The following is a 25578-nucleotide window of genomic DNA, read 5'->3' as shown; positions in this document are numbered from 1 at the left end:
AAGCGCTACGTTCGGGAGAAAACATGCAGCCTCATTCGCCAGGAGCCGGCCGGCTCACGACCCACGTGCTGGATACCGCGCTCGGCAGGCCTGCAAAGGGCCTGCGCGTCGATCTCTACCGGATCGAGGGCGAGGCGCATCACCATCTCAAATCCGCCAAGACCAACGCTGACGGCCGCTGCGATGCGCCGTTGCTATCAGGCGAAAGCATGAAGGCCGGTACCTACGAGCTGCGCTTTCATGCCGGCGATTATCTTGACCGCTCTGGCGATGGCCCGATGTTTCTGGATGTCATTCCGATCCGTTTCGGTCTTGCAGACGAAGGCGCGCATTACCATGTGCCGCTCCTCCTCTCGCCCTACGGCTACTCCACCTACCGCGGGAGCTGAGCAATGACATCGACGACAATCCGCTCCGAACTTCATTTCATTCTCAACGGCCAGGACATTGCCCTTAACGACGTCGCGCCGGACCAGACGCTGCTCGACTGGCTGCGCCTCTCCCGCTCGCTGAAGGGCACCAAGGAAGGCTGCGCCGAGGGCGACTGCGGCGCTTGCACCGTGCTTGTGGGACGGCTGACGCCCGCAGGCGGTCTCGTCTATGAGGGCGTCAACGCCTGCATTCGCTTCCTTGGATCACTCGACGGCTGTCATGTGGTCACCGTCGAGCATCTTGCCCCGAGCGGCGAGCACCTGCATCCGGTACAGCAGGCGATGGTCGACTTTCACGGTTCGCAATGCGGTTTCTGCACACCGGGCTTCGTCATGTCGCTCTACGGGCTTTGGATGCAGACGCCGAACCCGACCAATCAGCAGATCGAAACGGCGCTCCAGGGCAATCTCTGTCGCTGCACCGGCTATGAGCCGATCCTGCGCGCTGCCCGCTCCATCTCCAATTATGGCGGGACAAAAGACGACCCGCTGCTGATCGAACGCGAAACCATGATCACGCGCCTGCAAGCCCTTCGCGATGGCGCCCGCGTCGAAATCGGCGAGGGTCGTAATCGGCTTATCGTGCCTGCGAACCTTGATGACTTCGCCTCGGTTCTGGAAGCATCGCCGACGGCAACGGTGGTGGCCGGCTCGACCGATGTCGGCCTCTGGGTCACCAAGCACATGCGCGACATCACGCCGGTCATCTTCATTGCCGGGCTGCAGGAGTTGAAATCGATCATCGTGCACGACGGCATCATCTCGATCGGTGCGGGCGTCACCTATTCCGAAGCGATTGCGACGCTCTCCCAGCATATTCCGGCACTCGGTCCGCTGATCGCCCGTATCGGCGGCCAGCAGGTACGCAATATGGGCACGATCGGTGGCAACATCGCCAACGGTTCGCCAATCGGCGATACCCCGCCTCCCCTGATCGTGCTCGGCACCTCACTGACGTTGCGCAAAGGCTCCGTCCGTCGCACCATTGCGCTGGAAGACTTCTTCATTGCCTATGGCAAGCAGGACCGCCAGCCGGGCGAATTCGTCGAGGCCGTGCATATTCCAGTTCCGGCAGCGAACGAGAAATTCGCGGTCTATAAGGTGACGAAGCGACGGGACGAGGACATTACCGCCACGCTCGGCGCCTTCCGGCTGGCACTTGGCGAAGATGGCACGGTTGCCGAAATCCGGATTGCCTATGGCGGCATGGCCGCGATGCCGAAACGGGCCTTCGCCGTTGAAAAGGCATTGCTCGGCCAGTCCTGGAACGAGACGACGGTGGAGATGGCGATGGAGAAATATGCCGAGGATTATGCGCCGCTGACCGATATGCGCGCTACGGCGGAATATCGTGCGCTGGCGGCAAAGAATCTTCTCCTGCGTTTCTACCTGGAAACGACCTCGAGCGCCGCACCGGCCCAGGTGTCCAGATATGAGGCCGCATAAGCCATGAACAAACACGCTTCCGATCTCAAGGCCGACACCATCGTCGGCGGCGTCCATTCCAGCCCCCGTCATGACTCCGCGCATAAGCATGTCTCAGGTACGGCCGTTTATATCGACGACATAACGGAACCAACCGGTACGCTTCACGCCGGTCTTGGCCTCTCCACCGTTGCCCACGGCACCCTGAAATCCGTCGATCTTTCCGCCGTCCGCGCCGCCCCCGGCGTCGTTGCCGTGCTCACCCATCAGGATGTGCCCGGCGTCAACGATATCTCGCCCTCCTATATGCATGACGATCCCGTGCTTGCCGCCGGCAAGGTCGAGTTTCATGGTCAGCCGATCTTCTGCGTGATCGCCGAAACGCACGATGAGGCGCGGCGTGCTGCGCGGCTGGCAAAAATCGAGTACGAGGAATTGCCTGCCGATATCGACATATGGGATCTCGATGTCTCGACCCATAGGCAGGTCGCGACGCCATTGACGCTGAAGCGCGGCGATGCGGCGGCCGCCCTTGAGAATGCCCCGCGGCGCGTGACGGGCCGCATGCGGCTCGGCGGCCAGGATCATTTCTATCTCGAAGGCCAGGTCTCGCTTGCCGTGCCCGGCGAGGATGACGAGGTCGTCGTCTACTGCTCCACCCAGGGCCCGAGCGAGACGCAGCACATGGTTGCCCACGCGCTTGGCGTGCCGAGCAATGCTGTTACGATCGAGGTTCGCCGTATGGGTGGCGGCTTCGGAGGCAAGGAAACCCAGGCAAACCAATGCGCCGCGATCGCGGCCATCGCCGCCAAGAAGCTGAAGCGCGCCGTCAAAATCCGGCTCGACCGCGACGAAGACATGATCGCGACCGGCAAGCGGCACGATTTTGCCATCGACTACGATGTCGGCTTCGACGACGAGGGGCGTATCCTTGCCGTGGACTACACCTTCGCGCTTCGCGCCGGCTTCTCTGCCGACCTCTCAGGTCCGGTCGGCGACCGCGCGCTGTTCCATTGCGACAATGCCTATTTCTTCCCGCATGTTCAGGCGAAGTCGGCACCGCTCTACACCAACACCGTCTCCAACACGGCCTTCCGCGGCTTCGGCGGTCCGCAGGGCATGGTCGGCGCCGAACGTGTTATCGACGAAGTAGCCTTCGCGGTCGGCAAGGATCCGCTTGACATCCGCAAGCTGAATTTTTACGACGCGATGGGTGTCGATGGCGAACGTAACCTCACCCCCTATCACCAGAAGGTCGAAGACTGCATCATCCAGCGCATCGTCGCCGAGCTGGAGGAAAACGCGGATTATGCCGGGCGCCGCAAGGCGATCGCCGAGTTCAACGCGAAGAGCCGCATCGTCAAGCGCGGCATCGCGCTGACGCCGGTCAAATTCGGCATTTCTTTTACCAAGACGGAATCGAACCAGGCCGGTGCGCTGGTGCACGTCTATAGCGACGGCTCCGTGCACATGAACCACGGCGGCACCGAAATGGGGCAAGGCCTGCATCTGAAGGTGGCGCAGGTCGTGGCGGAAGAGTTCCAGATCGATCTCGACCGGGTGAAGATCACCGCAACGACGACGGCCAAGGTGCCAAACACCTCCCCGACGGCTGCCTCCTCGGGCGCGGATCTGAACGGCATGGCGGCGCAGAATGCCGCACGCCAGATCAAGGACCGGCTGATCGCCTTTGCCGCCGAAAGTCAACAGGTTCCGCGCAATCAGGTGGTGTTCCTGCCCAACCGCGTGCGGATCGGCGATATCGAGATGTCCTTCCCCGATCTTATCAAGAAGGCCTATATGGCTCGCGTCCAGCTTTCGGCCGCCGGCTTCTACAAGACGCCGAAGATCCATTGGGACCGCAAGGCGGGCCGCGGCCATGCCTTTTACTACTATGCTTATGGCGCTGCCTGCTCGGAGGTGTCGATCGATACGCTGACCGGAGAATATGTCGTCGAGCGCACCGATATCCTGCACGATACCGGCCGCTCGCTGAACAAGGCGATCGATATCGGGCAGGTCGAGGGCGGCTTTATTCAGGGCATGGGATGGCTGACGACGGAGGAGCTCTGGTGGGACGGCAAGGGGCGGCTTCGAACGCACGCGCCCTCGACTTACAAGATCCCGCTTGCATCCGACCGGCCAAAGATTTTCAATGTGGCTCTGACGGATTGGTCGGAGGCCTATGAGCCGACGATCCATCGGTCCAAGGCGGTCGGCGAGCCGCCGCTGCCGCTCGGCCTTTCCGTCTTGCATGCCCTTTCGGATGCCGTGGCGAGCGTCGCCGACCGCAAGATCTGCCCGCGTCTCGACGCGCCGGCGACACCCGAACGGGTGCTGATGGCGATCGAGCGTCTCAAGGCGGCGAAGAAGGAGTAAGATCATGTCTGCCGCCCGTGAAGATATCCGGGATTTCCTGCGCCGCGAACCGGCATCGATCCTCGTCGAGGTCACCGGTGTCGCAGGTTCGGCACCACGCGATGCGGATGCCTGGATGCTGGTGTCGGAACGGGCAATCTTTGCGACGATCGGCGGCGGGACACTGGAATATATGGCGATCGACCAGGCACGACGGGCACTGCGCTCCGGCCTTGCGGCGGAGCCGATGAACGTACCGCTCGGTCCAGAGATCGGCCAATGCTGCGGCGGCCGGGTGGGCCTCGCCTTCACCGTCGTCAGCCCCAGGCTTGCGAATGATCTCATAGCTCGGAGTGATCGCGAGATGGCCGCACGCCCACATGTCTATGTTTTCGGCGCCGGTCATGTCGGCGATGCCCTCGCCATGGCGCTTTCGCTGGCGCCGTTACGCGTGGTGCTTGTCGATACGCGAGAAGAAGAGCTCGTGGCCAGCACTGTGCCGGGCGTTGAAACCTGTCTCACGGCCATGCCTGAGGCCGTCGTACGCGATGCGCCGGCCGGCAGCAGCTTCGTCATCCTTACTCATGACCACGCGCTCGATTTCCTGATTGCCGCCGAGGCGCTCAAACGTAACGATGCAGCCTATGTCGGCATGATCGGCTCCAAGACGAAGCGCGCCACCTTCCGCAACTGGCTGTCGCGCGAGAGCGGCCACGCCGAGCTTTTCGATCGCCTCGTCTGCCCGATCGGCGGCACAGCGGTGAAAGACAAGCGTCCCACGGTCATCGCCACACTTGCCGCCGCCGAGATCATGACGGCGGCGCTGAGCTGGACGGCTGCAGCACAGCTGGCCGCGACAAAACCTGTTATCGGATAACAGGCAACTGCTTGAAGGGATTGGCGAACGGCACGCCGAGCGGCGCGAAATGCCGCTCATTGGCCGTCAAAACCGTGAAGCCGTGTGCAACTGCGGTGGCGGCGATGGCAATGTCCTCGAAGCCGGGGTCGTGAGCACGCGCTCGGTCAAGCATCAGGCCAGCATGCCGCGCCTCCTCAACTCCGAAGGGCAGGATACGGCCGGCATAGAAATGTTCCACCGCAGCGAGCCAGCGGCGCAAGTGCTCCGCCTTAGTCGTCGCCCCAATCCTAACCATGCGGGCGATGCCTGCCTCGATCTCGGCGATGGTGATCGCCGAAAGATAAAGCCGGTCACTATTCGCTCGCAGCCAGGCCGCGAATGCCTCAACGCCGACTTGGCGCTTGGTCGGCGCATCGGCCGATACGATATTGGTATCCAGAAGATACAAGATCAGAAGCCGTTTCCACGCAATGAACGCGCGGGTTTTCGCGATCGCTCTGGAATATCGGCGGGCTCGCCGGGAAAGGCGAGAAGCAGATCGGCGAAATCAGGTACTCTGGAGACGCGTTGCCATTCCTCGAAGGAAACCAGCACCGCTTCCTTCCGGCCATGGCGGGTAATAACGGTCGGCTCACCGGCCACGGCTTGATCGACCACGGCGGAAAGCGTCGCCTTCGCATCCTTGAGCTGGATTTCCTTCATATCCGTTTCTCCATATGACCACTGATAGTCATATATGCTTTCGCTGGCTTGATTCAAGCGGAGATCAATCTGTCGCCTTCGGATCACGAGACCGCAGCGGCTGGCTCGTCCTCGAGCAGCTTGCCGATCAGCCGCTGACAGCGCTCCGCCATGAAATCGATCATCAGGCGGACCTTCGGGTCCTGGAAGCGCTTGTGCGGATAGATGGCGGCGAGCTGCACCGAAGCAGGCGGGCTCTCCTTCAGGATTTCGACCAGTCGGCCTTCCCTGAGATAGGCCTTCACCTCGAACAGCGGCTTGTTGATGATGCCGCGGTCTTCCAGTGCCCATTGGGTCAGCACGTCACCGTCGTCGCTGTCGTAGGGGCCTGCGACCTCGAACTTGCGGGTACCTTCCGCCGTTACCAGCGTCCAGTAATATTCCTTCGATCCCGGATAGCGCAGCAAAAGACAGTCATGCTTGTCGGCAATCAATGCATCCGCGGTCGGCGGCACGCCGCGCTGCGCCAGATAGGCGGGCGACGCGCACAGCACCCGCTCGCAATTGAGGATGCCGCGCATGCGCAGGTTGGAATCCTCCAAGACGCCAAGCTTGAAGGCGACGTCGACGCCCTCGGCAAGGATATCGACATTGTGGTCCGACAGGCGCACGCGCACCTCGATATCCGGGTATTTGTCGTGAAACTCCGGAATACCCGAGGCGATCAACCTTCGGCCGATGCCGAGCGGCGCGGTGATCCTTAGCGAACCCTTCGGATTTCGCGAGAGATCGGCGATCGCCGCTTCCGCCTCATTGACAGCCTCGATGATCTTCACTGCCTTTTCATAGAAGACACGGCCATGTTCGGTCGGCGAGAGCTTACGCGTCGTGCGGTTGAACAGGCGCACGCCGAGGTGACGCTCGAGTTCCTTGATGCGGTTGCTCGCCACCGCGGGCGTGACGCGCTGGTCGCGGCCTGCTGCCGAAAGAGTACCGAGTTCGACCACGCGAACGAAGACGCGGACATTATCAAGATAGGACATGGCACCTTTCTACCACATCGACGTACGGAGCGAAGCAGGGGTCATCTTATAGATTTTTTTGAAAGTGTTGGCGGACTAACCGGGATTTTCGAGAAAATGGAGCGATGGCAAACACTCCCATAGAGATCGGGAGGAGTTCCCATGTATGAATATGCCATCGCCTGGGACTGGCTGACCTTCGCCGTCCGCTGGCTGCACGTCATTACCGCCATCGCCTGGATCGGTTCGTCGTTCTATTTCGTAGCACTTGACCTCGGCCTGAAAAAGCACCCCGCCCTGCCGCCGGGAGCCTATGGCGAGGAGTGGCAGGTGCATGGCGGCGGCTTCTACCACATCCAGAAGTATCTGGTGGCGCCCGCCAACATGCCGGACCATCTCGTCTGGTTCAAATGGGAAAGCTATGTCACCTGGCTGTCGGGCTTCGGCATGCTCTGTCTCGTCTATTACGCCGGCGCCGATCTCTACATGATCGACCCGGCCGTGCTCGACGTCTCCAAGCCGGTGGCGATCGCCATTTCGCTCTGCTCGATCGCCGGCGGCTGGCTCCTATACGATCTGATCTGCAAATCGCCCTTCGGCAACGACAATACGCGGCTGATGGTGGCGCTCTATTTCATCCTGGTGGCGGTGGCCTGGGGCTATACCCATCTCTTTACCGGCCGTGCCGCCTTCCTGCATCTCGGTGCCTTCACGGCGACGATCATGTCGGCCAATGTCTTCTTCATCATCATTCCGAACCAGAAGATCGTCGTCGCCGACCTGCTTGCCGGGCGCAAGCCCGATCCGAAATACGGCAGGATCGCCAAGCAACGCTCCACGCATAACAACTACCTGACGCTGCCCGTGCTGTTCCTGATGCTGTCGAACCACTATCCGCTGGCTTTCGGCACGCAGTTCAACTGGATCATCGCCTCGCTCGTCTTCCTGATGGGCGTCACCATCCGCCACTGGTTCAATACCCGCCACGCCAATGCCGGCAACCCGACCTGGACCTGGCTGATCACCGTCGTGCTCTTCATCATCATCATGTGGCTTTCCACGGTGCCGAAGATCCTGACCGGCGAACCCACGACGAAGATCTCTGCCATCCAGCAGCCCTTCATCACGGCGCAGGATTTCCCAAAGGTCCGCGATACCGTGATGGGTCGCTGCTCCATGTGCCATGCGAAGGAGCCAAGCTGGGAGGGCATCGTCGCTCCGCCGAAGGGGGTGATGTTCGAGACCGATCGCGATATCGCCGCCCATGCGCGCGAGATCTATCTGCAGGCCGGCCGTAGCCACGCCATGCCGCCCGCCAACGCCTCTCACATAACCGACGAGGAGCGCCGCCTGCTCGTCTCCTGGTATGAAAGTGCCGTCAATGGGGAGAAGACCCAATGAGTGAAGTCCTGATCCGTGGCCGCGTGCTGACCTTCCTCGCCGAGCCGCAAGGCATCGACGATACCGCCTCCTATCGCTATATCGACGACGGCGCGGTCTTCGTGCGCGACGGCAAGATCGTGGAAATCGGGGCCTATGGCGACGTTCGCAAGCTGGCAGATGCCGGCATCAGGATCGCGGATCACCGTCCGAATCTCATCCTGCCGGGCTTCATCGACACACACCTGCATTTCCCGCAGACGCAGGCGATCGCGTCTTACGGCGCGCAGCTGCTCGAATGGCTGAACACCTATATTTTCGTCGAGGAGCAGAAGTTCGCCCGTGCCGCCCATGCGGCCGAAGTCGCCGATCGCTTCATGGACGAGCTCTTGTCGAACGGCAACACGACGGCCGTCGCCTATTGTTCGGTGCATCCGGAAAGCGTCGATGCCTATTTCGCGGCAGCCGAAGCGCGCGGCATGTGCATGATCGGCGGCAAGGTGATGATGGACCGCAACGCGCCGGATGCACTGCGCGATACGCCGCAGCGCGGCTACGACGAGACCAAGCGGCTCATCGACAAATGGCACCGCCGCGGCCGCGTGCATTATGCCATCAGCCCGCGCTTTGCCATTACCTCGACTCCCGAGCAGATGGAGATGAGCAAGGCGCTCGTTGCCGAACACCCGGATTGCTATGTCCAGACGCATCTCTCGGAAAATCGCGATGAGATCGCCTTTGCCACATCTCTCTATCCGGAGGCCAAGGACTATACCGATATCTACGCCCGCTACGGCCTTCTCAACGACCGTATGCTGCTCGGCCATTGCATCCATATGAGCGAACGGGAAGTCGCTGTGCTCGCCGAAACGGGCGCGGTCGGTGTCTTCTGCCCGACCTCGAACCTCTTCCTCGGCTCCGGGCTCTTCAACGCCGGCCAGTTCGATCGGCTTCGCGCACGCTGGTCGGTCGCAACCGATGTCGGCGCCGGGACCAGTTTCTCCATGCTCGAAACGATGGATGAGGCCTACAAAGTGCTGCATCTGCAAGGGCAGCGGCTGACGCCGTTCAATTCCTTCTATCGCATGACGCGCGGCAACGCTCTGGCGCTCGGCCTGGAGAAGCAGATCGGCTCGCTCCAGGCAGGCGCGGATGCCGATATCGTCGTGCTTGATTCCAGCGCCAAGTCGGCAATGGAATTCCGCATGCGCACGGCAACCTCGCTTGCCGAAGAGCTGTTCATTCTCCAGACCATGGGCGATGACCGCTGCGTCAGCGAGGTCTATGTCGCCGGCAGGGCCATGAAGACGAAGAATGCAAAGCATCAGGCAACGGTAAGTCGAAAACCGGAAGCCGCCCTCTTCGCATAAGGATTTCCATACGGCTTCGATCTCTCTGGGAAAATGGGCGTAGGGCCTAATGGGAAAATGAAGCGCGCTTTCGCTGGGTGACAGGTCTGGAGACCGGTCCCGGCGTCGCGCGCATTTTCGCTTCACCAGTGAGAATATTATTCCAAAATCATTTCGGAAATTAGCAAATCACTATAGGCTGAGGTCGACTCGGCTGCGCATGCGCTTTGGGAGAGTTTGCCACGCCCGCCGAGCAAGACAATCCGATGAAGAAAAGCCGACATGCCCAACAGAACCTCGCCGCTCGTCGCGTTCCAGTCCAGGACATTCCGTTCGCTCTGGTCGGCAACGCTCATCTCCAATCTCGGTGGGCTGGTCGAAGGCGTCGGTGCTGCCTGGCTCATGACCAGCCTTGCCACCTCTCACGGCATGGTGGCGTTGGTCCAGTCCTCCACCACGCTGCCGGTTATGATCTTTTCGCTTGCGGCTGGCGCGCTGGCCGACAACTACGACCGAAGACGGATCATGCTGATCGCGCAGATGCTCATGCTGTGCGTATCCGCGACGCTTGCGGTACTGTCCTACACCAATGCCTTGACGCCCTGGCTGCTGCTGAGCCTCACCTTCCTGATCGGCTGCGGCGGCGCCCTGCACAATCCGTCCTGGCAGGCCTCCATGGGCGATGTCGTGCCGCGCGACCACCTGCCGGGCGCCGTCGCGCTCAACAGCATGAGCTACAATCTGATGCGCAGCATCGGGCCGGCGATCGGCGGCGTCATCGTGGCGGCGGCAGGTGCTGCTTTCGCATTTCTTTTCAACGTCTTCTGTTACTTCGCCCTCATCTTCGCATTGTGGCGCTGGAAAAAGGCGCCTGACCGCAACACCCTGCCGCGCGAACCCTTCGGCAGTGCCATGTCGGCCGGGTTCCGCTATGTCCTGATGTCGCCGAACCTGCTCAAGGTGATGTGCCGCGGCTTCGTCTTCGGCCTGACGGCGATCGTCATTCTCGCGCTTCTGCCGCTGGTTGCCCGCGACCATGTGCATGGCACGGCAATCACCTATGGCATCATGCTCGGCTTCTTCGGCTTCGGCGCGATCTGCGGGGCGCTGCTGATCGGCCACATTCGCGATCTCCTCAGCAATGAATGGGTGATCCGTGGCGCCTTCTTCACGCTGGCGGTCAGCTGCCTCTTTCTTGCGTTGAGCGACCAGGTATGGCTGAGCTGCCTTCTCCTCATGCCGGCAGGCGTCGCCTGGGTGCAGGCCTTCTCGCTGTTCAACGTCACCGTTCAGCTTTCCACGCCGCGCTGGGTCGTCGGCCGTGCACTTTCGCTCTACCAGACCGCCACCTTCGGCGGCATGGCCGTGGGAAGCTGGCTCTGGGGTGCACTGGCCGACGCCCATGGCGTCACCGGCGCGCTTCTCATCGCCAGCGCCGCCTTGGCCATAGGCGGCCTGCTCGGTATCCTGCTACGCCAGCCGGACTTCGAATCCTTGAACCTCGATCCGACCAACACCTTCAGCGAACCGCAGCTGCTGCTCGACCTGCGCTCGCGAAGCGGCCCGATCCTGGTCATGGTGGATTACAGCATCGACCAGGAAGACGTGCCGGAATTTCTGGCCGTCATGGCGCAACGGCGCCGGATGAGAATCCGGGACGGGGCCAAGCAATGGTCGCTGTTGCGCGACCTGGAAAAGCCGACCACCTGGACCGAAAGCTACCATCTGCCAACCTGGATAGACTATGTCCGCCATAGCCAGCGCCAGACGCATGCCGACGTCGAGGTCGCCGAACGCCTTGATGCTCTGCACCGTGGCGATCAGCCGCCGGTCATCCACCATATGATCGAACGGCAGACGGTGCCGAGACATGATGACATGCCCTTGAAGCCCTATCTCGACGCAACCTGACGCCGCTTACGGCCGGGCGCCAGCCCGATCGTTGCCATCGCAGTCGGTGGGAATATCCAGCGGCCCAGTCAACCTTGCGGGACAAAAAAGTCACACCGTGCGAGCGTTTAGCGACCACGCCGCCTTTAAGTTGCGGATGTTCCACAACCACATATTGAGCTGCCATGCAAATTGTCTATTTTCCCGCGCTGCAATCGTAGGCGCAAAGTCGGACCCCAGGATTTTGCGATGCCGCCGCGTCGCCCCTGCTTTGCGGATGCCTACGTGACCATTCACATTCGGAGTTTCAGGCAGACAATGACATTTCCGACGATCAAGCTTCCTCAGAGAGCTCTCATGCTTGCTCAGGGCGTGATTTCGATGCCGAGGGCCGTCTACTTCTCGCTACCGATATTGATCGGCCTGACCGTTTTCATGGCAGTTTCCGAAACGCCCGACATATTGAGAGATTGGACGATCAACCAAAATCCCGTCGTGCTCGATAGCGGCGATATCCGCGATGGAAAATGCTCGACCCGGAAGGGCTTCTTCACCAGTTGTTCCGCTCATCTCAATTATGCCTATAAAGGCCAGAACTACGACAAGGATGTCGAGATCATGTTCGTCGACATGCATGCCGGCGACTATGAAACGGACCTGGTGATCTCCGCGGATCATCCGGAATTGGCGACCCTCAGCCTTGGGCTTGAAAAGCTCTGGAACCGGATCATCACGCTTGCCGTATTCGTTGCCCTGCTCGGCGGCGCCTGTATCGCCATGATCTTCCAGCTCTTGCGCATCTGGCGAGTTCGCGGGCAGTTGCGCAAGCCCGCTCAATTGGTGCCGGTTCCGGTGGAAATCACCACGTTTCAGCGCAAAGGCAAGCGGTTGACGGTGACCTACGCGGATAAGGTTGCCGATAGATGGACCGGAAGAGTGGCCCATACGCGTTTTGAACCGGGAGAGCAGCCTCTGCTCGTCGGCGAAAAGGGCAGCAAAGCCGTGGGCCTGGCCGTCTGGCATGGGAAAGCGGCTCTCCCTGTGCTTCTCGATCAGCGACTGGAGCGAATTGACATGACGGCAGACGAGCGCGCCAGAACGCTCGCGCCACTGACAGCCGAGCTGGGCAGCCATCCGCTGGAACTCGTCGCACGAGCGAAAAAGGGCCCGTCCGTCCTGGCGCGGCTCGCAAGGTTCTTCCTCGTCATACTCCTGATTATCGGCGGCCTTCTTGGCTACTGGCTCTGGTATGTGACCAGCGCCGGCTCGCAATTCACGTCGCCGGCCATGGATCTCAACAACATGATGCCTGCTCCCCTCAACCGCTGGGGTTGCGATCAGCTGAAGAAGCGTTTCGGCGATCAACGGGCACCCTTCGGCTGCGTCGCATCGGACTATACCAGCTGGAAGTGACGTTGGACTGATATCGATGGGGCCTGGTCCGATGACCCGGTCTCCATCGACGGCGCCTTGGGCATTTCTCGATCGTTCCCGGCATGGTTGGCGGTGCACCGCTTCCGCGCGGGAAGGGAACAATGATCGGCGAATGTCGTTTGACTTCCATTGTCGATCTGGAGCCTGGACGACTGGGAGCCCGCCTATGAGCCCGCGCGCGCAATGGAAAGGATATCTGAAATTCGGAGAGGTCAGCTGTGCCGTCGCCCTTTACACGGCGGTCTCGACCTCGGAGCGCATTTCCTTCCATACGCTGAACCGGGAAACCGGCAATCGTGTCAGGCGCGAGTTCATCGACAGCCAGACCGAAAAACCGGTGCCGCGCGACGACCAGGTCAAGGGTTATGAGCTCAACAAGGACGATTACATCGTGCTGGAGCCGGAGGAAGTCGCCGCCGCCGTGCCGGAAAGCGACAAGGTCCTGCACGTAAAGGCTTTCCTGGCGTGCTCGGATATCGACGATGTTTATTTTGACCGGCCCTACTATCTCGCCCCTTCCTCTTCGGCCAGCGAGGAAGCCTTTGCACTGATCCGCGAGGGCATGCACAGGAAGAAAGTGGCCGCCATTGCGCAGGCCGTCCTGTTTCGCCGTTTGCGAACCCTCATGATCCGCCCGCACGGCAAGGGGCTGATCGCCACCACCTTGAACTTTGACTATGAGGTTCGGTCGGCAAAAGAGGCTTTCGAGGATGTGCCCGACATGAAGATCAAGGGCGAGATGCTCGAGCTTGCCAAGCATATCATTGCCACGAAGGAAGGCAGCTTCGACGCTGCGGAATTCGAGGATCGCTACGAAGCGGCACTGACGGAACTCGTCAAAGCCAAGGTCGAAGGCAGGGCGATCCCGAAACGCGAGCCGGCAAAAATCGACAAGGTGACGGACCTCATGGAAGCTTTGCGCCAGAGCGCCGGCGCTGATGGTCGCGGCAAGGCAAGTGCGAAACGCGCCTCGCAAAAGGCCGGTTCTGCATCTCGCAAGGCAGAGAAATCGCAAGCCGCATCCTCGTCCCGCTCGCAACGCAAGGCAGGCTGACGATGGTATTGGAAACCTATAACCGCAAACGTGATTTCACGAAGACGACCGAGCCGAAAGGGCGCGCAAACCAGGAAAAGCGGAGAGCCTCGGGAGACAGCTTCGTCATCCAGAAGCATGATGCCCGCCGGCTCCATTATGATTTCCGCCTCGAACTCGATGGCGTCCTGAAGAGCTGGGCCGTGACCAAGGGGCCAAGTCTCGTGCCGGGTGAGAAGCGCCTCGCCGTGCAGACCGAGGACCATCCGCTGGAATACGGCGATTTCGAGGGCACGATCCCGAAGGGCGAATATGGCGGAGGCACCGTCCTCGTCTGGGACAAGGGCTCCTGGACGCCGCTTGGCGACCCCCACAAGGGCCTGAACAAAGGACATCTCGAATTCGAGCTCCATGGAAAAAAACTTGGCGGCCGCTGGCACCTGATCCGTATGGCGGGAAAGCCGCGCGAAAAGCGGGAAAACTGGCTGCTGATCAAGGGGGAGGACGATGCGGCCCGCCCGGAAGGGGCACCCGACATTCTTGAAGAACGCCCGGAATCGGCCAAAACAGGGCGCGTCATCCATGACGTCGAAGGCGAGAAACCGGGCTGGTCCTCGAAGACCGGCAAGATCGATCGCAGCCGGGCGAATGGTGCCACCAGGGAAAAACCGCATAAAGCCGAACCGGAAGCGGATGCGAAGGCTATCGATCCATCATCCCTGAAGGGGGCCAGGAAGGCGCACCTGCCGACCTTCATTGAGCCGGCCCTGGCAACGCTCGTGGCAAAGCCACCCTCGGGCGCGCGCTGGCTGCACGAAATCAAGTTCGACGGCTATCGGCTAGAAGTCCGCATAGAGGCCGGGCGCATCAAGCTGCTCACCCGCAGCGGGCTCGACTGGACCGGAAAGTTCGGCAAGGAAATCATCGCCGCCTTCAAGGATCTGCCCGTCGGTACGGCGATCATCGATGGCGAACTGGTCGTCGAGCCGACGGCCGGCGCCTCGGACTTTTCAGCACTTCAGGCCGACCTCAGCGAAGGCCGCAGCGATCGTTTCGTCTTCTACGCCTTCGATCTCCTCCATCTCGATGGCTATGATCTTGTCTCCTGTCCTTTGGTCAGCCGAAAGGAACTGCTGCGGACGATCATTTCATCCGAGACAGGCATGCTTCGCTTCAGCAGCCATTTTGATGAGAACGGCGACCTGCTGCTAAGCCACGCCTGCCGGCTGAGCCTGGAAGGGATCGTCTCGAAAATCGCCAACGATCCCTATCGTCCCGGTCGCGGAAAGACCTGGGTCAAATCGAAATGTTCGTCGCGGCAGGAATTCGTCATCGGCGGCTGGGTTCCCTCCACGACATCGCGAAAGGCAATCGGCTCGCTGGTCCTTGGCGTCTATGAGGACGGCAAGCTCGAACATGTCGGTCGCGTCGGCACAGGTTACACGCACATTGTTGCCGAGCAGCTTTTCAAAACGCTTGGTCGCCTGAAAGCGGAGCAAAATCCCTTTGCAACGAAGCTGACGGCCGAAGAAAATCGCGGCGTCCGCTTCGTGCGGCCCGAACTGGTGGCGGAGGTCGAGTTCCGTGCGTGGACGGCCGATGGCCACCTGCGTCACGCCTCCTTCCGTGGCTTGAGAGAGGATAAGAACCCGCTCGAGATCGTTCGGGAAACACCGAAAACCGCCACCGGAGCTTCAGCCGAGAAGCCCGCCCGCAGCAGCGTATCCTTGACGCATGGCGACCGCCTCTACTGGCCGGACGAGGGCGTGACCAAGGCAGGACTTGCGGATTATTACACGCAGGTTTGGCGCTACATGGGCCCCTACGTCGTCGGCCGGCCGCTCGCGCTCGTACGCTGCCCGAACGGCATCAGCGGTCAGCACTTCTTCCAGAAGCATGCCTGGAAGGGCATGAACCGGAATATCGCCCTGGCGAAGGATCCGCAGGACGAAGAGCCCTATGTGAGCATCAACGATCTGAACGGCCTGATCGGCCTCGTGCAGGCGGCCGTTCTCGAAGTGCATCCCTGGGGATCGATGGTCGGCCAGTGGGAAAAGCCTGACATGATCATCATGGATCTCGATCCGGGGCCGGGCGTCGACTGGACCGAGGTCATCGCCGCCGCGGAAGAAACCGGCGAGCGCCTGAAACAGGCAGGTCTCGTTCCGTTTATCAAAACCTCGGGCGGCAAAGGGCTGCATATCGTCTGCCCGTTGGTCGCCAAGGCTGAATGGCCTGCGGTCAAGGCTTTCACAAAGGGTATCGCCGATGCGATGGCGGCCGACAGTCCCGGACGCTATGTGTCGACGATCACCAAATCGAAACGACGCGGCAAGATCCTGATCGATTATCTCAGGAACCAGCGCGGTTCGACCGCCGTCGCGCCCTATTCCACCCGCGCTCGTCCCGGAGCCGCCGTCTCCATGCCGCTCTCCTGGGACGAGTTGAGCCCGGCCATCGGCCCGGACTATTTTACCGTGCTCAACGTGCCGACGCGGCTTGCCGCGCTCCGCTCGGATCCCTGGGCTGACTTCAGGGCAGCCGCGGAACCGTTGCGCCAATCGCAGGCAAAAAGCAAACCTGGCTCATAACCGGAGCGGCTCTCTGTTGTCTCGCAGCTTCGGACGAAAAACCGCTGCGCACTTTTTCTGGAATTGCTCCAAGCGGGCTATCGCTTCTTTGTGCCCTTCTCCTGCGAGAGGCTCTTTCGAAGCGCATCCATGATGCTGATGACATTGCTCGGTGGCTCTTCCTCCTCCACCTTCGCCTTGGCCGGGCGCTTTCGGCCCTTCTTCTTCGAGGCGATGATGTCGAGCAGCTTTTCCTGGACGGGGTCTGAAACCATGGCGGGATCCCACGGCTTCGTTCGCTCTTCTATGAGCTCCTCAACCAGCCGCATCAGCTTGGTATCCACCGATTTCGATGGGATATCGCCGAAATAATCCCGTTCGTCGCGCACCTCGTCGCCAAAGCGCAAAGTCCAAAGCACGATCCCCTTGTCTCGGGGCTCCAGCATGACGGCACGTTCGCGGCGATACATGACCAGCCGGGATATGCCGACCATCCGGCTTGCCGCCATCGCATCGCGGATGACGCAGTAAGCCTCCTCGCCGACGGGATCGTCAGGCGTCAGATAATGCGGAGTATCGAACCAAATCCATTCGATGCCGTCGCGCGGCACGAACATCTCGATATCGATCGTCCGCGTGCTTTCCAGAGCTACGGCGTCGAGCTCCTCATCCTCGAGCAAGACATAGTCATCCTCGCCGCGCTCATATCCCTTGACTTCATCGTCCTCGTCCACTGCCGTTCCGGTGACGGAATCCACATATCGGCTGACGATGCGATTGCCTGTCTTCCTGTTGAGCGTATGGAAGCGAACCTTCTCATTGTCGCTGGTTGCCGGCGCCATAGCGACCGGGCAGGTCACGAGTGACAGCTTGAGGTAGCCTTTCCAGAATGATCGTGGAGCCATGAATTTTTCCTCCGATACCGGAGAGGAACGGCCTTCGCCCTGCATGGTTCCGCTCAGTCATCGCTCTCATCGCGCCTGGAAGGCAACTCGACCGGATGACGAGTTTGCCTGTAATCCAAGACCGCGGATCGCTTCAAATCGCGAGCGATGGATTTGGCGGGAATTGCAACTCATGGATCATCGCTCTCAATGCATGCTACCGCCGCCCTCCTTCAGATCCACATTGCTGAGGATCAATGCCAGTGGAATGGCACAAAGCACGATCAGCATCAGCACGTGGAACACGTCGATATAGGCGAGAAAGCTCGCCTGCGTCTGTACCTGCTGCCCGATCCAGGCGGTCGCCTGTATCCGCGCATCCGCCATCGTCGCGCCCTTTCTCGGCAAAATAGCGCGACATGGTCTGCAGCGTCTCCTGATAGGCCGGTGAGGATGGCGTGACATGCTCCACAAGGCGGCTCTGATGCCATTGCTCGCGATGAGCAAGCACATTCGACGCGATGCACACGCCGATCGAACCGCCGATATTGCGGGCCGCATTGATCATCGCGGATGCCTGGTTGGTCTGCTCCGGCCTGAGGCCGTAATAGGAGGCTGAGGTGATCGGGATGAAGATCAGCGGCAGGCCAAGTCCGATATAGAGACGCGACCAGACGAAGAAACCGAAGTTCAGGCCGGGATAGAGCCGGGTCAATTGCCACATGGACACGGCAATGATCCCAGCGCCGATGGCAATCAGGTATTTCGGCTGAACCAGTGAATTCACCCGGCCGGCGACGAACATCATGACCATGGTCACAAGCCCGCCCGGCGATAGGGCGAGCCCAGCCCAGGTGGCCGTGTAGCCGTAATTCTGCTGCACGACTTCGGGAATGAACTGCGTCGTTGCGATCAGTATGGCGCCGGTTGCCATCATGACAATGAAGCAGGATCCGAATTGCCGGGTGCCAAGCAGCCAGCCATCGATGATCGGGTTGGCCTTGGTCAGAACCCATGGGATTGCGAGGAGAAATGCGAGAACGCATATGGCAACCATCACAATGATGAAGCCGGAGCCGAACCAGTCATCTGTCTGGCCCCGATCCAGCACAAGTTCCAGTGAGCCGAGGAAGGTCGCCACCAGCAGAAAGCCGACAAGATCGAAGCGGACGCCTTTACGGCGAAACTCTTCGCGCATGCGCTTTGTCTGAGGCGTCTCTTTCAACAGGACATAGACGAGGGCAAAGGCGAAGACGCCGACAGGGCCGTTGATGAGAAAACACCAGTGCCAGGAAAGATTGTCGGAGAGATAGCCGCCCAATGTCGGCCCGATGACCGGCGCCACGACCACGGCGACGCCGAAAAGAGCGAAGGCCTGTCCGCGCTTTGCCGGCGGAAAGGCGTCCGCAAGGATCGCCTGCGAGGTCGGCACCATGCCGCCGCCGGCAAAGCCCTGGATCACGCGGAACATCAGCAATGTTTCCAGATTCCAGGAGAGGCCGCACAGGACGGAAGCGATCGTGAAGGTCGCCAGGCACAGGAGATAGAACCTGCGACGGCCGACCCGCTCGGCAAAATAGCTGCTGGCAACAAGCACGATCGCATTCGAGACGAGATAGGTCGTGACGACCCAGGATGCCTCGTCGGAACTGACGGCCAGACCGCCGGAAATATAGCGTAGCGCCACATTGGCGATCGTCGTGTCGAGCACCTCCATGAAGGTCGCGAGCGACACCACGATGGCAATCAGCCACGGATTCGTCGTATGCGCGGACGACGCCCCTGCCCCGCCCGCCGTTGCGCTTGCGCCGCTCATCTCAGCTCCTCGGGCGCACCGTCACCGACGGCACCACGGACATGCCGGGGCCGATGGCGACATCTGCGGGCCATTTGTCGACCATGATCTTGACCGGCACGCGCTGCGTGACCTTGACGTAGTTGCCGGTCGCATTTTCGGCCGGCAGCAGCGAGAAGGCCGTTCCGGAACCTGGCTGGACGGATGCGACCTTGCCGTGAAGCTTATGATCCGGATAAGCGTCGATCGTGAGCTCCACGGGCTGGCCCGGCCGCATGTCCGTCAGCTGCGTCTCCTTGAAGTTTGCCGTAATCCAGATTTCGTCGGGAACGAAGGTCGAGATCGCCTGCCCTGCGTCGATATATTGGCCCTTGGCGCCGGTGAGGCGCACAACGCGGCCCGGCTGGGCTGCGGTGATCGTCGTATAGCTCAGGTTCTGCTGCGCCTCTTCCGCCTGCGCTTCGGCCTGTTTCAGGCTGGCGAGCGCGCTGGATTTCTGTGCTTCCGCGACAGTCTTGTTCTTCAATGCGGAGGTCACGTTCGCCTGCATCTGCGCGAGGCTTGCCTGATCCTGCTGCAAGGTCGAGGCCGCCTGCTGGACGGCCTGTACGCTGCCGGAGCCGCTCTTGACCAACTGTTGCTGACGAGCGGATTCCTGCTGCGCATATTGGAGGGCGGCGGCGGCGGAATTCTGCTGCGCTCTGGCGACGTCGACCGAAGCATTGGCCGCTTCGATCTGCGCGCCGGCGCTATCAACGGCCGCCTTGGCGACCTCCACCTGGCCATTCGCCTGATCGAGCGCAATCTGATAGTCGCGCGGCTCGATCCGCAAGATGACATCGCCGGCGGCGACGTGCTGGTTGTCTGTCACCGGAACTTCCGCGACATAACCGGAAACTTTGGCAGCCACGGAAAAACTGCGCGCGGCGACGAAAGCGTCATCCGTCGACTCGTAAGGATAGAAATAGATCTTCCAGCCGAACCATGCGCCAACGATCAGAGCCGCCAGCACTACAATGCCGGAGAGAATCCAGAAGGGATGGCGACGGACGAGTGAAGGCCGCTTTTCCACCGAGGAATCGGCCCGCCGGTCTGCATTTTCAACCGGCCGCTGTTTCCGCCGATCCGGCTTTGTTTCCATGATATCGGGTTGATTGTCAGCCATGACTTGACCTTTGCTTGTTGTCGTGCGGGGTTTCAGCTCCCGGTCAATCGGTTGAAATGATGGTCAATGCGGCAGAAAGCGTCGGATCTTTTTCAGATCCCGAACGAAGGCGAGCCGGCTCTTTTCCTTTTCATCCTGCTCCCTGATCCGCAAAAGTGCCGAAGGATGAATGGTCACGAGAACATCGGGCTTTCCCGCGGAATGCAGGATATGGCCACGGTCGCGCATGACCTTGACCTTCGAACCGAGCAGCGAGGATACCGCTGTCGCGCCGAGTGCGACGACCAGTTTGGGCTTCAGGAGTTCGAGCTCAGCCCCGAGCCACCAGGCGCAACGCTGCACCTCTCCGGCATTGGGCCTTGCATGCAGGCGCTTCTTCCCGCGCATCTGATATTTGAAATGTTTGACGGCATTGGTGACGTAGCAGCGGTCCCGCTCCACGCCGGCCTCTTCGAGGCACTGATCGAGAAGCCGGCCCGCAGGTCCGACGAAAGGCCGCGCGGCCAAATCCTCCTTGTCGCCGGGCTGTTCGCCCACAAGCACGATATCGGCCGTATCTGGCCCTTCACCGAAGACGAGGTGGGTGGCATTGCGGTAGAGATCGCATCGCGTGCACGAGCGAGCATCGTCGCGCAGTTCATCGAGGGTTTCTGCGTCCGCATGTTCATATGCCAGCGAAGGACCTGTACCGGTCAGAGGAAATCTATCGAGCATTGGGGGCTCGCTATGGTTCCAGACTCTACGACGATCAACTAATCGCCGTTCTCTTTGTTCCATGCTCGGATGCTGCCGAGAGGGGAACCCACCTCATTGCTGTTCGTTAGAATGATGAACGGTTGGAACGGAGGGAAGGCGTCATGAACGGCAACGGCAAAATAGGTTCCTTTGCGCTGAGCGCGTTCTTCAAGGACGAATATGATGCGGAGGCGGCAGCGCAGGCTCTCATGGACGCCGGCATACCCAAGGATGCAATCACCATGACGCCGGGCAATCGGCCGGATACGTCGCCGATCGATCATATGGGCTTTCTCGATGCGCTGACGGGAATCTTCTTTCACGAGGAACAGCGTGCGGCCTACGCGGCCGCTCTCGAACAGGGAGGAACGCTGGTCACCGTTCAGGAAATGAACGAGGCACAGCACAATATCGCCCTGCCGATCCTGGCCGAAAAGGGTCAGATCGATCTCAACGAACGAGACGGCGATAGCTGATCCATTCGCCTTGTCATGCCGGAACAACCGGTATCCGCTGCGGTTCGGAACCAGCGATGGAGCGTGGCCTACCAAAGGAGGAAACCATGGCGGAAACGGAAATCCACGACATGTTTGTCATCGGTCTTCGAAATGCCCATGCGATGGAAAACGAAGCCCTGAGCATGATGAGGCCACAACTGCCGCGCATGGACCGCTATCCCGAAGTGGCAGCAAAGCTCGAACAGCATATCAGCGAGACCCAGGATCAGATCATCCGCCTTGAGCATATTCTTGAGGAACTGGATGAAAATTACCTGAGCGTCAACGACATGGTCCTTTCATTCACCGGCGCGACAGCCGTCATGAGCCATGCAGGCATGGGCGACGCGGTGTTGAAAGACGCCTTCGCCGACTTCGCATTCGAAAACTATGAAATTGCGGCATATAAATCGCTGCTGACGATCGCGGATGCCGGAAATTTCCGCGAAGCGAAGGATGCATTGCAGGCAAGCCTTGCCGAAGAACAATCGATGGCCAGATGGCTGGACGACAATCTGCCCTTGGTCACGCAGAAATTCCTGCTGATGTGGGAAGGCGATGGGCCTCTTGGGACGCAGAGGTAATCTCAGCTGATTTTACCTGGAGGAATCTACAATGCCTTGCCTATCAGCTCGACGGGCGGCCTGGCAGGTGCTCATCGCTTAGGATCTTCTGCGCATCCATAAACCCGTGCGCCCACTTGTCTCGGCGGTGGTCACCTTCCGGAAATGGGTTGTTGTCGCCGCTTGCACCCTTTTGGAAGGCCTTCCTGCCGAGTTCATAAGCTTCCGTTTCGGAAATCGTGTCGTCGTTGCTCATGGCCGATATCCGCCTGTTGCCATCAACCGCGCATCAAGGCAGGCCATCACGAAGGCTGGTCTCGATGCCTCGACTGGAATCCGATGCGAAACGGCTGCGACGCAGCGCTCCCTTGCATGGGCGTAGGAGGAGCCTCTTTCATACGGCCATCGTCGTGCGAGGAAATGGATGGCGTCTTCCGGCCCCTGAACGGTCTGGCAACCCTGATCCCCGGCAGCAAGGCGAACCGGAGCGTTCCAAAGCATTTTAAATTCGACATCAATGACTTCGTGCATTCGATCCTCCCATGTCGCGGAGGTCCCTCTCCTCAATGAAAAACCGCAGACGCGGCCGTTTGTTCCTGAACCCGCTGCGCTCCGCCATGCTTTCACAAGATTCTTTCGCTGTGGATTTGGAAACTTTTATCGGCCTAGAATGTTCTGGACGCCAGGTTCCCATGAGGTGAACGCCAGCCTTTGTCCCGCCTTGCGGTTCACTTTCAGTTCACGCGAAACCATCTATAAGCGATTAACTCACTCTGGATTGATGGATGGACAACTCGACGGCCCCCTATAGCCAGATGTTCCGGGGCAAACGGCTTCTGATCGTGGAGGACGGTTATTTCCTCGCCGACGAGGCACGGCAAAAATTGCAAGAGCTCGGCGCGATCATAGTCGGACCGGTCGATGACATCGAGCATGCCGCCGAACTGATTGAGGAGAGCGATGCGGATGCGGTAATCCTGGATTTGCATCTGGCTCCGGAGCGCGCCATTTATCTGGTTGAACGGCTTGAAAGGCAGAGGCTTCCCTATGTCTTCGCCCTGGCTCGGGAACCGCCCGGCGCAACGGCGGATTTTGCCGGCTTTGTGCTGTGCGAGAAATCGGCTGCCATGGAGCACATTGCCAAGGCTCTGTTCAACAACCGAAAATCGGATATCTAGCACTGTTTCCTGCTCGTGTGACGGAGATCCAATCCGTCAGCGCCTATCCTCGTCGAGGCGAGCGGCCAATTGCTGCCTTGCCCGATTGATCCTGCTTTTCACCGTGCCGATCGCGCAGCCGAATTTTTCTGCCGCGGCATCATAGGAACGGCCTTCTATGACGACATATTCAAGCACCGCCCGATAAGGCTCGGGCAGGTGATTGCAAGCTTCCTCCAGCTCCCTTGCCCGGATTGTCCATTCCTGCGACGGCAAGGCGATGCCATCACCGGAAACACATTTCTTGCTGCCCGGAGCCTCCCGCTTGGCAATGCGGAACTTCGTGCAAAACGTATTGCGCATGATCGTGAACAGCCACGATTTCAGTCGGGTGCCGCGATCGAATTGATTGAGATTGGCCAATGCCTTCGCCAGGGTCTCCTGAACAAGATCGTCGGCATCGTTGGTATTTCTGTGAAAGGTCCGCGCAAAGGCGCGAAGGGCTGGAATAAGTTCGACAATTTCGGTTTGCAGACCGGTTGTTCGGGACAGGTCGGTCACAACTTCCTCCTTGGCAGGTTCTAATAAGAGCGCTCCTCGCCCGCCTCGCATGCAGCACCCGATCTCGTTCAACGCCGGCCATGCGCGATGAGATCGGCATCCACGCGGGTGCCGGCCCAATCGCCATTGGTCTTGATTTGAGTAGTCTCCGCTTTCGCTATACCGCGATGCCTGTTCGGGATGCTTTGGATTGACTTTCGGACTTCAGACGCCGTTTACGTCTTGCGGGGAAACGGTTGTATTCCGAGCTTGTTCCATCCAATTCCAAAAAATCGCCTGCTGTCGCTGCAAAAGAAATCGGAAAAGCAGCGGGCCGATGCAGAAGGGATTACCGCTCGATTGTCCCGTTTCGGCGAATCTTGCGTTGAAGAAGCATGATGCCATAGAGCAAGGCTTCCGCGGTCGGTGGACAGCCCGGCACGTAGATATCGATGGGAACGACCCGGTCGCATCCGCGCACGACCGAGTAGGAATAGTGATAATAGCCGCCGCCATTGGCGCAAGAACCCATCGAGATGACATAGCGCGGCTCTGGCATCTGGTCGTAGACCTTGCGAAGCGCCGGCGCCATCTTGTTGCAAAGCGTACCCGCGACAATCATTAGATCCGACTGCCTCGGGCTAGCCCTTGGCGCCGCGCCAAAGCGTTCGACATCATAGCGCGGCATCGACATCTGCATCATTTCGATCGCGCAGCAGGCGAGCCCGAACGTCATCCACATCAGCGATCCCGTGCGCGCCCAGGTGACGAACTCGTCCGTGCTGGTGACCAGAAAGCCCTTGTCGGCAAGCTCGCTGTTGATCGTCCCCAGAAATGGATCGCCGCCTGGAGCCTCGCCGGGGTACTGAAAGTCGCTGATCACAGGCCGATTCTTGAAGGAAGACATGGGTCCGTTCTCTCTGGAAAAGACGCCTACAACTTTCGCAAGCTCGATTTGTTCCGCGAAGGAAGCGTCTTCAAAAGCATGATCCTGCCAAGAGCAAAAATGCAGAAAACTGGAAACAACCACTCTGCTGTTGAGTTTGAAGGCGGCAAACAGAAGAGAGGAATGATCCTATGTTGATGAAAATGATCGCAGTCGGCGCCTTGTCGATCGGCATGGCCACAGCTGTCATGGCGCAGCAGTCCGGCTCTGGCGGCACTGGCGCCGGTGGATCCGGCAGCGGCAACGGCGCCGCGACAGGCACGCAAAATAATGGCACTTCCGACGGAAACGGAGGCACCACCGGCACCGGTGCGACCGGTACTCCCAATTCCAACGGTCAGTCGCAGGACTGCAATGCCATGAAAACCGGCAAGAACACGACACAAGGCAACGACACGCAAAATAGTCAATCGAACGACAGCGCGACGAGCAGGAATTGTCCTCAATGACGAAAACTCGGGAAAATGCGGGACCGTTTCGTGTTTCGCGGGCCACCCGGCGTCGCCATAGGCTTTCCATATATCGACTGCATCGGATGCGATGTGGATGGCTGGCGATACATGCCGCAATCGAGGAGCAGATGCCATGAGAAACCCAGCATCTATGAAAAACCCAGACTCCATGAGAAACGGTGCTCAGGAACTTGCGAAGGAATATCTGCGGCTCGGCGGACGCAGGCTTCTGGTCATGGATGATAATATTCTATCGACCAACAGCTGGGAAGCGGACCCTCCCGAAGCCGAGACATTCTGGAAACGGGAGATCGAGACACTCGAACCGCGGCAACGCAGCGAGGTCATGTCGTTTCTCCCTTCCATCAATGCCACCTAGTGGGGGCACCGGCTTTGCCGAAGTCATCCCGAA

The 25578-nt window shown here is 60.1% G+C and carries 25 protein-coding genes and 1 pseudogene; 15 read left to right on the top strand and 11 right to left on the bottom strand.

What is annotated here, in order from left to right:
• The first annotated feature begins 23 nt into the window (after window positions 1-23).
• The 4 genes from uraH to xdhC are packed head-to-tail and all read left to right on the top strand — an operon-like array spanning window position 24 to window position 5091.
• Window positions 24-389 (top strand): hydroxyisourate hydrolase, encoded by a 366-nt coding sequence (uraH, locus tag FHT84_RS01415; RefSeq protein WP_183761018.1) that lies wholly within the window; start codon window positions 24-26, stop codon window positions 387-389.
• A gap of 3 nt (window positions 390-392) precedes the next feature.
• Window positions 393-1877, top strand: a complete 1485-nt coding sequence (gene xdhA, locus FHT84_RS01410) for a xanthine dehydrogenase small subunit (protein ID WP_183761021.1) — start codon at window positions 393-395, stop codon at window positions 1875-1877.
• Window positions 1878-1880: 3 nt separating this feature from the next.
• Window positions 1881-4235, top strand: coding sequence for a xanthine dehydrogenase molybdopterin binding subunit (gene xdhB, locus FHT84_RS01405; protein ID WP_183761024.1), 2355 nt, complete (start codon window positions 1881-1883; stop codon window positions 4233-4235).
• Window positions 4236-4239: 4 nt separating this feature from the next.
• Entirely contained in the window at window positions 4240-5091 is an 852-nt protein-coding gene (gene xdhC, locus FHT84_RS01400; RefSeq protein WP_183761027.1) for a xanthine dehydrogenase accessory protein XdhC, read from the top strand.
• On the opposite strand, the gene FHT84_RS01395 is transcribed toward xdhC, so the two are convergent.
• The 3 genes from FHT84_RS01395 to FHT84_RS01385 form a co-directional block, all read right to left on the bottom strand.
• Complete coding sequence (locus FHT84_RS01395) at window positions 5081-5521, bottom strand: type II toxin-antitoxin system VapC family toxin (RefSeq protein ID WP_183761030.1); 441 nt, start codon at window positions 5519-5521, stop codon at window positions 5081-5083. The two genes, xdhC and FHT84_RS01395, sit on opposite strands and share 11 nt — an antisense overlap.
• Before the next feature lie 2 nt (window positions 5522-5523).
• Window positions 5524-5775 carry a type II toxin-antitoxin system Phd/YefM family antitoxin gene (locus tag FHT84_RS01390; RefSeq protein ID WP_095438739.1) on the bottom strand — a complete coding sequence of 84 codons (252 nt, stop codon included), beginning with the start codon at window positions 5773-5775 and terminating at the stop codon, window positions 5524-5526.
• Window positions 5776-5858: 83 nt separating this feature from the next.
• Complete coding sequence (locus FHT84_RS01385; protein ID WP_183761032.1) at window positions 5859-6797, bottom strand: LysR family transcriptional regulator; 939 nt, start codon at window positions 6795-6797, stop codon at window positions 5859-5861.
• Window positions 6798-6938: 141 nt separating this feature from the next.
• On the opposite strand from FHT84_RS01385, the gene FHT84_RS01380 reads away from it, so the two are divergent.
• From FHT84_RS01380 to ligD, 6 genes are all read left to right on the top strand, one after another.
• Window positions 6939-8177 carry a urate hydroxylase PuuD gene (locus tag FHT84_RS01380; protein ID WP_183761035.1) on the top strand — a complete coding sequence of 413 codons (1239 nt, stop codon included), beginning with the start codon at window positions 6939-6941 and terminating at the stop codon, window positions 8175-8177.
• Window positions 8174-9526 carry a guanine deaminase gene (gene guaD, locus FHT84_RS01375; protein WP_183761038.1) on the top strand — a complete coding sequence of 451 codons (1353 nt, stop codon included), beginning with the start codon at window positions 8174-8176 and terminating at the stop codon, window positions 9524-9526. Before FHT84_RS01380 ends, guaD begins: the two co-directional genes overlap by 4 nt.
• Before the next feature lie 261 nt (window positions 9527-9787).
• Window positions 9788-11416 (top strand): MFS transporter, encoded by a 1629-nt coding sequence (locus tag FHT84_RS01370; protein WP_113250477.1) that lies wholly within the window; start codon window positions 9788-9790, stop codon window positions 11414-11416.
• A gap of 336 nt (window positions 11417-11752) precedes the next feature.
• Window positions 11753-12808 (top strand): hypothetical protein, encoded by a 1056-nt coding sequence (locus FHT84_RS01365; RefSeq protein ID WP_246698439.1) that lies wholly within the window; start codon window positions 11753-11755, stop codon window positions 12806-12808.
• Window positions 12809-12995: 187 nt separating this feature from the next.
• Complete coding sequence (locus FHT84_RS01360; RefSeq protein ID WP_183761044.1) at window positions 12996-13883, top strand: Ku protein; 888 nt, start codon at window positions 12996-12998, stop codon at window positions 13881-13883.
• Window positions 13884-13885: 2 nt separating this feature from the next.
• Window positions 13886-16453 carry a DNA ligase D gene (ligD, locus tag FHT84_RS01355; protein ID WP_183761047.1) on the top strand — a complete coding sequence of 856 codons (2568 nt, stop codon included), beginning with the start codon at window positions 13886-13888 and terminating at the stop codon, window positions 16451-16453.
• 77 nt (window positions 16454-16530) lie between these two features.
• Here the strand turns inward: ligD and FHT84_RS01350 are convergent, their stop codons facing one another.
• The 4 genes and pseudogenes from FHT84_RS01350 to FHT84_RS01335 all read right to left on the bottom strand — a co-directional run bounded on the left by FHT84_RS01350 (window position 16531) and on the right by FHT84_RS01335 (window position 20990).
• Entirely contained in the window at window positions 16531-17337 is an 807-nt protein-coding gene (locus FHT84_RS01350; protein ID WP_113250485.1) for a Ku protein, read from the bottom strand.
• Window positions 17338-17523: 186 nt separating this feature from the next.
• A pseudogene (locus tag FHT84_RS01345) lies at window positions 17524-19132 on the bottom strand (DHA2 family efflux MFS transporter permease subunit).
• A 1-nt stretch (window position 19133) separates the two neighbouring features.
• The gene (locus FHT84_RS01340; RefSeq protein ID WP_183761050.1) at window positions 19134-20276 is read right to left on the bottom strand and encodes an HlyD family secretion protein; all 1143 of its coding nucleotides are present in this window, start codon (window positions 20274-20276) and stop codon (window positions 19134-19136) included.
• Between the two features lie 63 nt (window positions 20277-20339).
• On the bottom strand, window positions 20340-20990 hold the full coding sequence (locus tag FHT84_RS01335) for a UdgX family uracil-DNA binding protein (protein ID WP_112344705.1): 651 nt from the start codon (window positions 20988-20990) through the stop codon (window positions 20340-20342).
• A gap of 143 nt (window positions 20991-21133) precedes the next feature.
• On the opposite strand from FHT84_RS01335, the gene FHT84_RS01330 reads away from it, so the two are divergent.
• On the top strand, window positions 21134-21487 hold the full coding sequence (locus FHT84_RS01330; RefSeq protein WP_183761053.1) for a hypothetical protein: 354 nt from the start codon (window positions 21134-21136) through the stop codon (window positions 21485-21487).
• A gap of 86 nt (window positions 21488-21573) precedes the next feature.
• A complete protein-coding gene (locus FHT84_RS01325; RefSeq protein ID WP_183761056.1) occupies window positions 21574-22092 on the top strand; it encodes a ferritin-like domain-containing protein in 519 nt (172 codons plus the stop codon).
• Window positions 22093-22135: 43 nt separating this feature from the next.
• Here FHT84_RS01325 and FHT84_RS01320 read toward each other — a convergent pair whose 3' ends face one another.
• A complete protein-coding gene (locus tag FHT84_RS01320; RefSeq protein ID WP_113250385.1) occupies window positions 22136-22327 on the bottom strand; it encodes a hypothetical protein in 192 nt (63 codons plus the stop codon).
• Window positions 22324-22572, bottom strand: coding sequence for a DUF982 domain-containing protein (locus FHT84_RS01315; protein ID WP_245430485.1), 249 nt, complete (start codon window positions 22570-22572; stop codon window positions 22324-22326). The genes FHT84_RS01320 and FHT84_RS01315 overlap by 4 nt, the downstream gene beginning before the upstream one ends.
• Before the next feature lie 284 nt (window positions 22573-22856).
• Between FHT84_RS01315 and FHT84_RS01310 the strand changes: the two genes are divergently transcribed.
• The gene (locus FHT84_RS01310) at window positions 22857-23249 is read left to right on the top strand and encodes a response regulator (RefSeq protein WP_183761059.1); all 393 of its coding nucleotides are present in this window, start codon (window positions 22857-22859) and stop codon (window positions 23247-23249) included.
• A gap of 36 nt (window positions 23250-23285) precedes the next feature.
• On the opposite strand, the gene FHT84_RS01305 is transcribed toward FHT84_RS01310, so the two are convergent.
• Complete coding sequence (locus FHT84_RS01305; RefSeq protein WP_112344700.1) at window positions 23286-23789, bottom strand: sigma-70 family RNA polymerase sigma factor; 504 nt, start codon at window positions 23787-23789, stop codon at window positions 23286-23288.
• 328 nt (window positions 23790-24117) lie between these two features.
• Window positions 24118-24675, bottom strand: coding sequence for an NADH-quinone oxidoreductase subunit B (locus FHT84_RS01300; protein WP_112344699.1), 558 nt, complete (start codon window positions 24673-24675; stop codon window positions 24118-24120).
• A 170-nt stretch (window positions 24676-24845) separates the two neighbouring features.
• Between FHT84_RS01300 and FHT84_RS01295 the strand changes: the two genes are divergently transcribed.
• Both FHT84_RS01295 and FHT84_RS01290 read left to right on the top strand, forming a co-directional pair.
• Window positions 24846-25163 (top strand): oxidoreductase, encoded by a 318-nt coding sequence (locus FHT84_RS01295; RefSeq protein ID WP_112344698.1) that lies wholly within the window; start codon window positions 24846-24848, stop codon window positions 25161-25163.
• Between the two features lie 172 nt (window positions 25164-25335).
• Complete coding sequence (locus tag FHT84_RS01290; protein WP_112345183.1) at window positions 25336-25545, top strand: hypothetical protein; 210 nt, start codon at window positions 25336-25338, stop codon at window positions 25543-25545.
• Window positions 25546-25578: the final 33 nt, after the last annotated feature.

This window comes from Rhizobium sp. BK289, assembly GCF_014193575.1.
Lineage (GTDB): Bacteria > Pseudomonadota > Alphaproteobacteria > Rhizobiales > Rhizobiaceae > Rhizobium > Rhizobium tropici_C.
Note: the sequence above shows the minus strand (reverse complement) of the source record. Positions and strands in the feature narration are given on the sequence as shown.